Here is a 13,643-nt window from a genome sequence, read left to right on the forward strand (position 1 = left end):
TTAGCAAGCCGGAATAGCTTTTCCGGCTTTTCTCATACTTCAGATGCTCTGAATTGTCTGCGGTCCGCGGCAAATGGAGGCCACGCCTGTGCGTGAAACCTCAGCCAGCCCAAGCGGACGCATCAGCTCGATAAAACTGTCCAGCTTTTCTGTAGAGCCAGTCAGTTCAAACACAAAAGAACTTGCCGTGGTGTCCACTGCCTGTGCACGAAATGCCTGCGCAATCCGCAGGGCTTCCGTACGCGGCTCGCCAGAGGAAACCACTTTCACCAGTGCCATTTCCCGCGCCACATATGGGCCTTCTGCCGTAAGATCCACAACGCGGGATACGGGCACCACACGCGCAATTTGGGCACGTATCTGGCGGATAGCGGAGGGGGTGCCAGTTGTCACCACATTCACGCGGGATGTGGTCTGATTTTCATCAACCGGGGCAACTGTCAGGCTCTGGATGTTGTATCCGCGGCCAGAAAACAGCTCCACAATACGAGCCAGCGCACCGCTTTCGTTGTCCACCAGAAGAGAGATAACGGCAGAACCAGAAATTTCCTGCTGCATTGTCAGTATATCCTGAAATCAGACTGGAAGAAGAAAGAAACTCTTGAGGGCAACCCCCAACTGGTCTCAGACCAGCATCTGCCCTTCCTTGGTGATCTTGGCTCCGCTTTCTTCCTGCTCTGGCCCCAAAATCATTTCATTATGGGCAGCGCCAGAAGGAATCATGGGGAAGCAGTTTTCGCCTTCCGCCACGCAGATATCCACAATCACCGGCCCATCATGCGCAAGTGCCTGCCGAATGGTATCATCTAACTGACTAAGCTGCGTGACACGCAGGCCCGTGCCATGAAAGCTTTCTGCCAGCTTTACAAAATCTGGCAGCGCATCGCTGTAGCTTTCAGAATAGCGCGAGCCATGCAGCAACTCCTGCCACTGGCGCACCATGCCCATGTAATGGTTGTTGATGATGAAGATTTTTACCGGCAGACGATACTGCGCAATAGTGCCCAGTTCCTGAATATTCATCAGGGTAGAAGCCTCACCAGCAATATCCATTACCAATGCATCCGGGTGCGCAATCTGCGCGCCAACGGCTGCGGGCAAGCCATAACCCATAGTGCCAAGGCCGCCAGATGTTAGCCAACGGTTGGGATGATCGAACTGGAAGAACTGCGCAGCCCACATCTGATGCTGCCCAACTTCGGTTGAAACATAGGTATCGCGCCCGGTTTCACGAGCCAGTTCATAAATGCGGCGGATCGCCTGCTGGGGCTTGATAACCGCATCCGGAGCCTGATCCTGCGTAAAGCGCAAGCAATCCAGCGCACGCCATGCATCAATCCGGTTCCACCATTCAGCCAGTTCTTTCTGATGCGTGAAGGCGGGTTCTTTTTCCCATTCCTCAAGCATCATGGCGATGGTTTCACCCACGTCACCAATAATGGCTTCATCTACGTGGATGATCTTGTTGATCTGTGCCGGATCAATATCCGCATGGATTTTAAAGGATGTGGGAGAAAACGCATCCACACGCCCGGTCACGCGGTCATCAAACCGGCTGCCCAGCGCAATCAGCACATCGCAATCATGCGTCGCCAGATTGGCTTCGTAAGTACCGTGCATTCCCAACATACCCAGAAACTGGGAATCGGTGCCCGGATAAGCCCCAAGGCCCATCAGCGTAGAGGTGATGGGAAAGCCCGTCATCTTAACCAGTTTGCGCAGGGCTTCACTCGCCTGCGGGCCAGAATTGATAATGCCGCCACCCGTATAAAACAGAGGGCGCTTGGCATTTTTCATGGCCTTTACGGCGCGGGCCACAGCATCTTTATCCGGCTTGGCCTGCGTTCTTTCCGTACGTGGTGCAATTTCCTTTGCATCCATGTATGGCGCATCACCCACAGTAATGTTTTTGGGCAGATCAATCAGCACCGGGCCGGGGCGGCCAGAACGTGCAATGGCAAAAGCCTCATGCACCGTTGGCGCCAGATCTTCGGGCTTGCGCACCAGATAATTGTATTTGGTAACAGGCCGCGTAATACCTGTGGTATCTGCTTCCTGAAAAGCATCATTCCCGATCAGGCTTGTGGGCACCTGGCCAGACAGGCACACCAGCGGGATAGAATCCATCATGGCATCCAGCAAGCCGGTAACGGCATTTGTAGCACCCGGACCACTGGTAACCAGCACAACACCCACCTTACCGGTAGAGCGTGCATAGGCTTCTGCCGCATGAACAGCCGCTTGCTCGTGCCTTACCAGCACGTGGCGAATCTGGTTTTGCTTAAACAGGGCATCATAAATAGGCAGAACCGCCCCGCCCGGGTACCCGAAAATAACTTCCACACCCTGCTCAGCCAGCGCGCGCATAAGGACTTCCGCACCAGAAAGGGCTGGTGTGTTCCGTGCGTCTGATGGTGCCGAAGCAGTTTTGAGTGTCATGTTATCCTCTCTTCCCGGAAATGGGACAGGCGGCATCTTTAGGCCTCGAATCAGGTAGCGTCAATCCCACGGAGAACGAAAGATACAATTTCTTCGTATTTTCTTTCCGAAAATTGCGCAAAATCAGAAAAAGATGCATCAACTGTGCATTCCAAGCCCTTTTTTGCCAAACTGTGGTGCGCAAACCACGTTGCTTGCCGCTTTGTGTAACGCCCTGTAGCCTGCACAGCCCGTTGCGTGGCTTCTTGCTCGGTTATTTCTCCACGCAGCATGGCAGAAAGTTCTGGCACGCCGTGCGCACGCATGGCTGGTAAGCTGGTATCCAACTTTCGGGCCAGTAATGTCCGCACCTCTGCCACAGCACCATTGCGCAGCATGTTCTCAAACCTTGCAGCAATGCGCGCCCGCAGTTCCGCACGCTCCGGATTGAGGCGAACAGCTACAAACCGGCAAGCAGCAGGCGGCAAGCCCGGCTGTTTGTGCCACCATGTCAGCCCGTGCCCAGTGCCACGCCACACCTCCCATGCGCGCGAAACACGCTGGGAATCTACAGGCCGCAGGCGGCAGGCTGTTTCAGGGTCCACTTCCATCAGGCGGGCATGCAAGGCTGGAGCACCATACTGCGCCACACTTTGGCGGGCCTCCTGCCGGGCCTCATCCCCTGTATCTGGGATAATGGCCAAGCCATGTGTCAGGGCATGCAAGTACATCCCTGTACCACCACATAAAATGGGCAAACGGTTTTGCGCCCATGCCTGCTGCATGCAGGCCAAAGCTTGCTCTCGCCACCATGCCACACTGCCTTTTTCTTCCGCTGGCAGCACACCGTAAAGCCGGTGCGGCACAAGCTGCTCATCTTCTGCACTGGGGCGGGCCGTTAAAACATCGAGATCCTTATAAACCTGCATAGAATCGGCATTAATAATCTCGCCGTTCAATCTGCGGGCCAATGCCAACGCCAGAGCGGATTTGCCAGAGCATGTGGGCCCGGCCACAATAAGTGCTGCGGGCAGATTGGCGGAAGGCTCCGCAAGTCTGCCCATATGGTGTTCTGCTTGCCTCATGCCTGCATTCCTGCCACACACCCCTTTGCCATGACGAGCCTTGTTCTGACCCTTGTTGCCCAGCGTGAGGCAACACCCCTTGATACCGCCACCATTGCACTGGTGCGCGACATTCTGGCCACCACTGCAGAAGCCACTGTGCTTTCAGCAGGGGAAGCAGTTGATATTCCTTGCACGGAAAGTGCAGCCAGCAAGCTGCCAGCCGTGCGGGAAGCGCTGAATACCCTGCCCATAGATTCGGTGCTGACCCATACAGCCACGCGCCGTAAAAAGCTGCTGGTTTCCGATATGGACAGCACCATAGTGGCCAATGAAACATTGGATGACGTGGCAGCCCATGCCGGTATTGGTGAAAAAATAGCCGCCATTACTGCACGCTCCATGAATGGTGAGCTGGATTTTGCAGCCTCCCTGCGTGAGCGCGTGGCCCTGCTGAAGGGACTCCCCGCCTCCTTGCTGGAAAAAGCGTGGAAGGACGTCAAACTCAACTCCGGCGCGCGTGAACTGGTGCAAACCATGCACGCACACGGCGCTTACACTGCACTGGTTTCTGGCGGCTTTACCTTTTTTACCTCCAAGGTTGCCGCCCTGTGCGGGTTTGATGAAAACCACGCCAACACGTTGCTTTTTGATGCAGAAGATTGCCTGACAGGCGCAACCGGCCAACCTGTTCTGGGGCCAGATACAAAACTGAGCCTATTGGAAAAGCTAACAGCCACCCATCATCTGCCCGCAGAAGCCACGCTGGCTATTGGCGATGGTGCAAATGATCTGCCCATGTTGCGCAAGGCCGGGCTTGGTATGGCATTTTACGCCAAACCGGTTGTGCGCAAGGAGATTACAGCCCAGATCAATCATACATCCCTACGCACGGTTCTGTTTGCGCAAGGGTATCCTGCTTCTGCATTTATCAAGGACTAATCAGTTCAGTACATTTGGCATGACGGCATAAGGAAAAGATTATGCAGTTTGATCCGCGTGATATTTCAACTTATCCCATCGTCCGTGCAATCTGCGTGATTGTTGGGTGTGGGCTGATGGTTTACTGCTTTGTTTTTTACCTAAACTTGCCGCCAGACACGCCAGAGCACGTTATGCGCCATGTGGCCGCACTTATTGTGGGCACACTTATTCTACTTGGGTCTATCTGGATCTAGAACACAGCACACAATAACGGCTTGATTAAAAACCAAGCCGTTTATGCAGTTCCCTAATAATATAAGGTGTATCATCCAGCGGTAACGCCAACCACGGGGCAGGAAGGCGCGTTTCTGTTTCTTCCAGCACATGCACCCGCCCGGCAAGTTCCAGCTCTTCTATAAAATCGGTAATCCGGCGAGAACGGCCCGGCAAAGGGTAGATTGTTACTGGCGCACACCCAGCAACAGCCTCTGATATCATTGATACACTATCAATTGTGACAATCAGGTTATCTGCACAGGCAATCAGGCCCTCATAGGGGTTTTCCCCTTCCCCATTCCAAACATGTCCACCCGCGCCTTCTACAATGGTTTTCAGCACCTTCATGGCTGCCGGGCTTGTGCGCCGAGAAGGAGTAACAACCAAACTGCCCCCCTCCGCCTTAAGGGTTTCGACCAGAACCTGCCCAAGACGATGGGCTTCTGCCTCTCCAAAGTGGAAGCGACCATTTGAGCCCCCAACCAAGGCTGCAATAAGAGGGCGTGGCAGTTCTGCAAACTGTGGCTGCCATTTTGCACGCGCCTGTTCCAGCGCTTCTGGCGTAAGGCCGTGCAACGCTGTGCGCCCCAGCAAAACATTGGGGCCTGCAATATCATCGTGCCGACAGGCAATAACCAGATCGAACCGTGACAGATTTTTGCGCGGATTTTGAATTTGCACCACAGGCCGGTGTGAGCCGCGCAAACCAGCGCCAACTTCTCCACCCTTACCGCCAATACTCACCACAACAGAGGATTGCGCAAACGCAGGATTTTCTTCCAGTTCCGCCCCATCGCTGCCGCGCAAAAAAGGCTTACCAAGCCAGTGCGGCCCACGCAGCATAACACGGGCCAGCTTACTGGGGCATATCGGATGGAAAGTGCCATTCCACCCTGCACGTGCCACAAGCCCCAAAGCCTGCGACCGCATGCCAGCAAAATCTTCCCCCACCACAAAGGCAGCAACGCCCGCCTGCGTTCCGCAAGACGACATATTTGAACCCTCTGGGGTTCCGGCGTAATCTGCACGCGCCATGATGCGTTATTCCTCTGTTGCGCAAGGGAGAGTGCTGAAAAGCGCTCCCGTGTCTTTCTCTCCTTGCCGCTGGAACGGAAAGCGTGCAAGGCGTGTTTGCGCATTCCAGATAAGGAGAAAGGCAACACAATGTCCGGCAGTTTCCATGATCTGGGCCTAGATCCAGCATTATGCGCACATGCGCAGCAGGCGGGCATGGCTGCCCCTACTCCAGTGCAACAGGCTGCTATTCCTGCCATTCTGGATGGCAAAGATGTATTGGTGCGTGCCCCCACGGGCACGGGCAAAACGGCTGCCTATGCTTTGCCGCTTAGCCAGAAGCTGCTGAAATCTCGCAAGCCACGCTTTGTACTGGTGCTTGTGCCCACGCGTGAACTGGTTTTGCAGGTAGAAAAAGTTTTTCGCACCTGTTTGGAAGAAAGCAAAAAAGGCCAGAAGCAAACTGCGGTGACCCTTGTGCCGCTGTTTGGCGGATCTGACCGGGCTGAGCAGGAGCATTTTCTTGCGCAAGCAACTGGCCGACGCATTCTGATTGCAACACCGGGCCGCTTGCTGGATTTTGTTTCCAACCGGATTTGCGATCTTTCAGAATGCGGATATCTGGTTCTGGATGAAGGCGACCGCCTGTTCTCTCCCGAATTTCAGGAAGATACAGAAACCCTGCTCTCCTATCTGCCATCCATGCGGCAAACGTTGGTGCTTTCCGCTACCCAACCCGAAAGTCTTAAAAGCACGCTTTTAAACCTGCTGCACAAGCCGGTTGAAATCAGCATTGAACAAGCCCCCAAAAGCGCGGGCCCATTCGTCAGGCCGCATTGTTTTTAGATCCCTCTCAGAAGCCGGGCTTTATAAAAGAATTTTTTAGCCGTGCGCCTAAAATGCGGAGTATTATTTTTGTACGCACAAAGGCAGAAGCAGATCAGCTCGCCGCTATTCTCAAAAAAGCACGCCTTGCTGCGGCTCCTTTACATGGGGACATTGCGCAGGATAAACGCACCAGCACAGTTGCCAGCTTTGAATCCGGACGGCTCTTTATTCTTGTTGCCACAGATGTTGCGGCACGTGGGCTGGATGTGCCTTCTGTAAAACAGGTCATCAATTACGATGTGCCAGATCAGCCAGAAACCTATCTGCACCGTATTGGCCGCACAGGGCGCGGCGGAGAAAAAGGGTCTGCTCTTACGTTATGCACAATGGATGATCGCAAAAGCCTACGGCAGATTGAGGTTGGCGCACAGGTGAAATTACGGATTATCAGCGCCGAACAAGCCCTGCCTGTGGCTAAGCCTCCTCAAGCTGCTTCACGCCGTTCAAAATCTGTTCGGCCATAATCTGCCATGCCTGCTCTGCCTTTTGCTTACCTTGTGCGTTTGGGGTAGCGGCAGGCTTATCTTTTATAAATTCCGTAAGCGTTACCGCAATGCTCTGGGCTTCTGGCTTGCAGAACAGCACATTAGGTTGTCCTGCAAACTGTTCTACCAGACCACTAACATCTGTTGAAATCACCCAACGTCCGGCAGCAAGGGCTGCGGCACCTACACCACTTTGCGTTGCCTCTCTATAAGGCAACACCAGCGCATCTGCCCATGCCAGAAGCTGGCTGACTTTTGTTTCCGGCACCCATCTGTTTTCAATCTGCACATTAGGTAAAGATGCCAACTGCTCCAGCTCCGCACTATGTGGCCCTTTGCCTGCAACACGGCAGATATAATGGGCTTGTGCATCCATGGCTGTAAGAGCTTGAGCCAGCAGATCCAAACCTTTGTAAGACAGCAACCTGCCAAAAAAGAGCAGCCTAACAGGCCCTTTATGCGCAAAAGGCGCACTTTGCTGCCCCTGCGGCGCAACAAACGCAAACGGTGGATGAAAAGCCACCAGCGCACGCCGCCCACGCATATACCATTGTCGTTCAAGCTGGGCAGCCACATGCCGACTTAATGTAACCGGAACATCAGCAAACAAAATAAGCAGACGCTGCAAAAACATCTGCCCAACAAAACCATCTCCGGGATGTGCTGCCGCATCATGCACCAGCACTACAACGGGCACGCCAGCTTTACGCAAAGCTGCAACCATAATCAGATCAAGCGGCCCCGGCATGGCACATATAGCAACATCAGGCTGAACAGTGCGTAACATACGGCCCAATGCGTGCAGCATATATGGAGCTTGCAACAAACGCATGAAAAAGCTGGAAAGGCTTTTATATGTACGCACTGGTACATCGTTATGCAGATCAGGCTCAGCCTGCAGCACTTCCGCCCCGCAGGAAAGAGAAAGAACAGCAGACGTGTTGGGTAACGTGTTCAGGGCTTTGGCAAGTTCCGCAGCAATGCGCGGGCCCGCCCCTTTGCGCCCCCACTGCCAGATAAATACCCGTATGCCACTCAAACCACTTTTCCTAATCTACTTCTGCAACGCAGCTACGGCGTTCAGTAAAGGGGTGGGGCCAAAAGCCCGCAATGCTGCCTTACCAGCGGCCTGCCCAAGCTGACGGCGCTTATTGGCATCATTTGCAAGAGTTTGTAATGCTTCCACTGCACACCCAATATCTGCCTCTGCCCACACAGCTTGAGGCACCTGATACACGCCCCGCGTATCTGTAGCTGTTACAAGTTTGTAAGAAATTGGCCAACCACAGTCTGATGTCAGAAATTCTGCTGTGGCAGACCAATCTGTGGCTATAACAGGACGTTCCAGCAGCATGGCTTCTGCGGGCACCAGCCCAAATCCTTCGCTCCGGTGCAGGGAAAGCACAATATCAACTTGCTGTGTCATGGCGTACACATCTGGCATTGGCAGCATACGGTTTTCAAAACGGATATTCTGTGCGCCACCCGTAGCGTCCTTCAGGCGTTGCATATCTGCTGCATAATGATCTGCACCAGATATTTTCATGACCAACAGACGGTCTTTTCTGTCTCCAAATGCCTGTCGAAATGCCGCTATAGCAGCCAAAGGGTTCTTACGTTCAAAGCTGGACGCAAGACTAAAAGAAACCAGTACCACCACAGCATCCTCGGGCCACCCAAAAGCCTGACGGTCTAGTTTAGAAGGCTGCGGAGGCACACACGCCAATGGGTAAGGCACAACCTTGACCCGGCCGGGCATAAGAGGTTCCAGCGCCTGTGCGCTAAAGTGGGAAGGAGTCCAGATTTCATGCACACAAGGTACACCTGCATGCCATTCTGAGGAGACAACCGGTAGTTCCCACACCCAATAACCTACAATGCGCCGCCCGAGCACATGTTTGCGGCCCAAACGCAAAAGGGCTGTTGGCGTTTGTGGCGCATTTACATGCAGCACCAAAGCCGCTTTTGGATCTGCAAAAACAGAATCCAGCACTGCCTTCCCCTGCGATTGCAGCAGGCCTGCTTCTACACCTTCTGCCTTTACCCCTTGAGAAAGCAGACCACGCAGAAGTAATCTGGCCCCTTCACCCAAGCCAGAACCCCGGCCAAGCTCTCCTCCAATAATCACGTTTGCATCAGCAATAGGCGTGGGGCTAACCGCTTTAGGGGCAAGCAAAGCAGTAGCCTTGGCCAATAAACGCCGCCTTTGGGCTACAGGAAACAGACGCCACAAGTGATGGAGAGGATGAAGAGAAGATGTCACTCGTACTGTCCGTCACCTGAAAATAAGAAGAAAGTTGAGACAAAGCAGGGATTGCAGCCCTGCACAACCCACCGCATACTTTTGCACATGCGGTGCTGTTCCTTTTTTCATTCCCCCATACACGCCGAAATACCTTCTCCCACTAGATATCTGGAGAGCGGGTTATGAGTTGTGCATCCAAGCGGCATGTGCGGCCCGATAGCGCATTTCGTTTTCGGGCTGTGTCTGCCTTACTCCCGCCTTCTCCCCCCGCTTTGCCTGCTGTGTGTATTGAATATCCACCGCCAGACATCAGCCCGTGGATTGCGGGAAACTGCGGTATTCAAGGTGTGCATCATTTTGAAAGCCGCCGCCCCGGCCCCCATGTGGCTGTTACAGCCCTGATGCATGGCAACGAATACGCTGGGGCCTATGCCCTGCAACAGCTTCTTAGGCTGCCATTACGCCCGTTACATGGGCGATTAAGCCTGATTTTTCTTAATCTGGCTGCTTATAAAACCTTTAACCCCGCATGCCCCACCTTATCCCGCTTTGTAGAAGAAGACATGAACCGGTTATGGCAGCCGGAGTTAATTGACTCGGCGCACACATCTGTCGAAATGCAACGCGTACGCGAAGTGCTGCCTGTGCTGGAAACGGTAGATATTCTTTTAGATATCCACACCATGCTCTGGCCAGCACAACCCCTTTTCCTGTGCAGCATGGCGGAAAACAGCCGAGACCTTGCCTGCTGCGTATCTGGCGCGCAACCCAACCCACCTGCTGTTGTTCAGGATGGTGGACATGAGGATGGATTAAGGCTGATTGATTACACCCGCTTTAATACGCCACATTCATATACGCGTGCTTGCCTATTGGAAGCGGGGCAACACTGGCAAAAAGATGCCGCACAGCAAGCGTTGCTGAGCACCCGCCTGTTTCTGGCACAAACCGGCACACTCCCTTCCGCTCCTACATTCGCACCACCTTCAGAACCTGTACGGCAAGCTGTGGTGACAGACTGCGTACGGGCGCTGACATCTCGCTTTGTTTTTGTGCAGCCGTTTGTAAGTGGCAGCGTTATCCGTAAGGCGGGCACTGTTATTGCTTTTGATGGGCAAGATGAAATTCGTACGCCCTATAATAACTGTATCTTGGTTATGCCCAATTTACGCCCACGCCGGGGACATACAGCCGTAAGGCTTGCCAAGCGCCTTAATAACAAAACGGACATGCAAGCCTAAGCCTACATGCCCGTTCTGATACCCTAAAAGGCGAAATTATTATGCGCGGCTATAGATAGGAAATTTAGCGCACAGAGCCTTAACGCGTTCATGCACAGCGTTTTCAACTTCGCTGTTACCCTCACCGCCAGAAGCGGCCAGAGCTGTCAGAACCTCGTCAATCATTTCACCAATCTGGCGGAACTCTTCCTCACGGAAGCCGCGAGCCGTTGCTGCCGGGCTGCCCAAACGCACACCGGAAGTGATGGCGGGCTTTTCCGGATCAAACGGAATAGCGTTTTTGTTGGCTGTAATACCAGCGCGTTCCAGAGCCTGTTCCGCAGCTTTACCAGTTACCTTTTTGGGGCGCAGATCAACCAGAAGCAGGTGTGAATCCGTGCCACCTGTCACGATATCAAACCCACGTTCCACCAGAACTTCGGCCAGAACGGCTGCGTTTTTCTGCACCGCTTTCTGGTATTCCTTAAATTCCGGACGGAGGGCTTCACCAAACGCCACGGCCTTACCGGCAATAACGTGCATCAGCGGGCCGCCCTGCAAACCGGGGAACACAGCAGAGTTGATCTTTTTAGCCAATGCTTCGTCATTGGTCAGGATCAGACCGCCACGTGGGCCACGCAGAGTTTTATGCGTGGTGGAGGTTACAATATGCGCGTATTCCAGCGGGTTCGGATACAGGCCAGCAGCCACCAAACCAGCAAAATGCGCCATATCCACCATAAGAAGTGCACCAACTTCATCCGCAATGCGGCGGAAGCGGGCAAAATCAATAATGCGCGGATATGCAGAGCCACCAGCCACAATAATGGATGGTTTATGCTCACGCGCCAGCCGTTCCATTTCCTCATAGTCCAGCATGCCGTCCTGCTGACGCACGCCGTACTGCACGGAATTAAACCATTTGCCAGAATAGTTGGGGGCTGCACCGTGGGTAAGGTGGCCACCAGCGGCAAGGCTCATGCCCAGCACCGTGTCACCCGGTTTGCCCATAGCCATAAAGGCCGCTTGGTTGGCGTTGGCGCCAGAATGCGGCTGCACGTTGGCAAATGCGGCACCAAACAGGGTTTTCACGCGGTCGATGGCAAGGTTTTCAACCTTATCCACTTCCACACAGCCCCCGTAATAGCGGCGGCCGGGATAACCTTCGGCATATTTGTTGGTTAGCACGCTGCCCTGAGCCTGAAGCACAGCTTCAGACGCCATGTTCTCACTGGCTATCAGTTCAATGCCTTCCTGCTGACGCTTCAGCTCGCCTTCAATGGCGGCTGCAACATCCGGATCAGTCTGGGCTAGAGACGCATGGAAAAAGCGATCCAGATCCGTGTGGCTCATTCAGGTGTTCCCTCAAAATCAGACAATATGTTCACCAGCATATTTGCCGGGCGGCAGGCGGTGTCCGTTTGTTACGTTAGAAACACATCTTGCCAGGATGTGCTGCTGGCCTGTTTATAGAAAAAAGACCGTTGGAGGCTTCTTACCGCTTTCCGTGCGGCCCGGACAGGAGAAAAATATATGGAGCAGAAGTCTGCCCCCTCTGTAACATCGGCATTTACGCGATGTTTACCGCTAGACAAGCTACAGGCAGCACCGGGGCTTAAGCGTGTTCTGGGGCCGGGAAGCCTTGTAGCGTTGGGTGTTGGCGCCACAATTGGGGCTGGACTATTTTCTCTTACCGGCATTGCTGCTTCTGAAAATGCTGGACCTGCTGTGGTTCTTTCCTTTTTTATTGCAGCCATTGCCTGTGGCTTTGCCGGGCTCTGCTACAGCGAACTGGCCAGCATGATCCCCATTGCGGGAAGTGCTTATACCTATGCGTATGTCACGCTAGGCGAAATGATGGCATGGATTATTGGTTGGGATCTGGTGCTGGAATACGCCGTTGGCGCGGCCACTGTTGCGGTTAGTTGGTCTCGGTATGTGGTGTCCTTATTGGATTCGTGGGGGATCGTGCTGCCCCCACGGCTTACGACCTCCCCCTTTGAAACCGTGCAGATGCCTGATGGCAGCATGGTTTCAGGGCTGATGAACTTGCCCGCAGTTTTTATTACCTGCCTGGTTTCATGGATCCTTATTCGCGGGATCTCGCAATCCGCTATGGTGAATGCCGTTGTGGTGGTCATCAAACTATTGGTGATTACGGCGTTCATTGGCTTTGGCATCCACTACATCAACCCGGCCAACTATCACCCGTTTATCCCACAAAATACAGGCACCTTTGGGCAGTATGGCTGGTCTGGCATCATGCGCGCTGCGGGCACCATCTTTTTTGCCTATGTGGGGTTTGATGCCGTTTCCACCACAGCGCAGGAAACCAAAAACCCGGCGCGTGATATGCCCATTGGTATTTTGGGCAGCTTGCTCATTTGCGCGTTGGCTTATGTTTGCTTCTCTTTTGTAATGACCGGTCTGGTCAATTACAAAGACATGCTGGGAGATGCCGCCCCGGTAGCCACAGCCATTAACCGCACGCCCTATACATGGCTGCAACTTGCTATCAAAATTGGCATTATTTGTGGGTTTACATCCGTGCTCATGGGTATGCTTTTAGGCCAGAGCCGCGTGTTTTTTGCCATGTCCCGCGATGGTCTGCTGCCCCCCATGTTTAGCGCCACACATCCAAAATATCAGACACCTTGGATGTCCAACGTCTTTTTCATGCTTATCATCTGCCTGCTAAGCGCGTTTTTGCCTATTTCTGAGCTGGGGCACATGACATCCATCGGCACGCTTCTGGCTTTTATTCTGGTATGCGCTGGCGTAATGATCCTACGCCGCAAGGCACCTGATCATCCACGTGCCTTTCGGGTTCCCGGCGGAGACATTATTCCCATTCTGGGTATTCTCTCCTGCGGCACGGTCATGGTCTCGCTGGATGGACTGACATGGATCCGGCTGGTCGTATGGCTGGCCATCGGGATGGTGATTTACCTTACCTATGGCCGTTACCATAGCGCATTAGCGCGACCCAGCATTCCGCCAGACAGGGTTGCATAAAGCGCACAGGCGCGCATACTTCTAGGCAGCATTCACCCGTCTGTCCCGCCCGCCGTGGTGGGGGTTCTTTTAAGCACCCCACCACGCCCGCAGG

General features: G+C 53.8%; 13 protein-coding genes. 6 read left to right on the forward strand and 7 right to left on the reverse strand.

The genetic code is table 11. From position 1 onward, the window contains the following. Positions 1-39: 39 nt before the first annotated feature. The 3 genes from ilvN to miaA all read right to left on the reverse strand — a co-directional run bounded on the left by ilvN (position 40) and on the right by miaA (position 3,482). Positions 40-558 (reverse strand): acetolactate synthase small subunit, encoded by a 519-nt coding sequence (ilvN, locus tag DS739_RS09800; protein ID WP_006117448.1) that lies wholly within the window; start codon positions 556-558, stop codon positions 40-42. Positions 559-624: 66 nt separating this feature from the next. Then, entirely contained in the window at positions 625-2,475 is a 1,851-nt protein-coding gene (gene ilvB / locus DS739_RS09805; RefSeq protein WP_006117449.1) for a biosynthetic-type acetolactate synthase large subunit, read from the reverse strand. A 14-nt stretch (positions 2,476-2,489) separates the two neighbouring features. Further along, the gene (gene miaA / locus DS739_RS09810; RefSeq protein WP_304466177.1) at positions 2,490-3,482 is read right to left on the reverse strand and encodes a tRNA (adenosine(37)-N6)-dimethylallyltransferase MiaA; all 993 of its coding nucleotides are present in this window, start codon (positions 3,480-3,482) and stop codon (positions 2,490-2,492) included. Positions 3,483-3,533: 51 nt separating this feature from the next. Between miaA and serB the strand changes: the two genes are divergently transcribed. Further along, entirely contained in the window at positions 3,534-4,424 is an 891-nt protein-coding gene (gene serB / locus DS739_RS09815; protein ID WP_039892069.1) for a phosphoserine phosphatase SerB, read from the forward strand. A gap of 41 nt (positions 4,425-4,465) precedes the next feature. Continuing rightward, positions 4,466-4,660, forward strand: a complete 195-nt coding sequence (locus DS739_RS09820; protein WP_006117453.1) for a hypothetical protein — start codon at positions 4,466-4,468, stop codon at positions 4,658-4,660. Positions 4,661-4,685: 25 nt separating this feature from the next. Here the strand turns inward: DS739_RS09820 and DS739_RS09825 are convergent, their stop codons facing one another. Further along, a complete protein-coding gene (locus tag DS739_RS09825) occupies positions 4,686-5,717 on the reverse strand; it encodes a mitochondrial fission ELM1 family protein (protein WP_006117454.1) in 1,032 nt (343 codons plus the stop codon). Between the two features lie 129 nt (positions 5,718-5,846). Between DS739_RS09825 and DS739_RS14495 the strand changes: the two genes are divergently transcribed. Both DS739_RS14495 and DS739_RS14500 read left to right on the forward strand, forming a co-directional pair. Further along, on the forward strand, positions 5,847-6,542 hold the full coding sequence (locus DS739_RS14495) for a DEAD/DEAH box helicase (RefSeq protein ID WP_240190194.1): 696 nt from the start codon (positions 5,847-5,849) through the stop codon (positions 6,540-6,542). Positions 6,543-6,595: 53 nt separating this feature from the next. Continuing rightward, positions 6,596-7,048 (forward strand): C-terminal helicase domain-containing protein, encoded by a 453-nt coding sequence (locus DS739_RS14500; protein ID WP_240190195.1) that lies wholly within the window; start codon positions 6,596-6,598, stop codon positions 7,046-7,048. Here the strand turns inward: DS739_RS14500 and DS739_RS09835 are convergent. Together DS739_RS09835 and DS739_RS09840 are read right to left on the reverse strand one after the other, a co-directional pair. Beyond that, complete coding sequence (locus DS739_RS09835) at positions 6,999-8,108, reverse strand: glycosyltransferase (RefSeq protein WP_006117456.1); 1,110 nt, start codon at positions 8,106-8,108, stop codon at positions 6,999-7,001. The two genes, DS739_RS14500 and DS739_RS09835, sit on opposite strands and share 50 nt — an antisense overlap. 15 nt (positions 8,109-8,123) lie before the next feature. Next, positions 8,124-9,332 carry a glycosyltransferase family 4 protein gene (locus tag DS739_RS09840; RefSeq protein ID WP_006117457.1) on the reverse strand — a complete coding sequence of 403 codons (1,209 nt, stop codon included), beginning with the start codon at positions 9,330-9,332 and terminating at the stop codon, positions 8,124-8,126. Between the two features lie 164 nt (positions 9,333-9,496). Between DS739_RS09840 and DS739_RS09845 the strand changes: the two genes are divergently transcribed. Next, on the forward strand, positions 9,497-10,555 hold the full coding sequence (locus tag DS739_RS09845) for a succinylglutamate desuccinylase/aspartoacylase family protein (protein WP_006117458.1): 1,059 nt from the start codon (positions 9,497-9,499) through the stop codon (positions 10,553-10,555). Positions 10,556-10,594: 39 nt separating this feature from the next. Here DS739_RS09845 and glyA read toward each other — a convergent pair whose 3' ends face one another. Next, positions 10,595-11,887 (reverse strand): serine hydroxymethyltransferase, encoded by a 1,293-nt coding sequence (gene glyA / locus DS739_RS09850; protein ID WP_006117459.1) that lies wholly within the window; start codon positions 11,885-11,887, stop codon positions 10,595-10,597. A 180-nt stretch (positions 11,888-12,067) separates the two neighbouring features. On the opposite strand from glyA, the gene DS739_RS09855 reads away from it, so the two are divergent. Continuing rightward, complete coding sequence (locus DS739_RS09855; RefSeq protein WP_006117460.1) at positions 12,068-13,549, forward strand: amino acid permease; 1,482 nt, start codon at positions 12,068-12,070, stop codon at positions 13,547-13,549. Positions 13,550-13,643 lie beyond the last annotated feature (94 nt).

It is taken from the genome of Acetobacter sp. JWB, assembly GCF_003323795.1.
GTDB lineage: Bacteria > Pseudomonadota > Alphaproteobacteria > Acetobacterales > Acetobacteraceae > Acetobacter > Acetobacter oryzifermentans.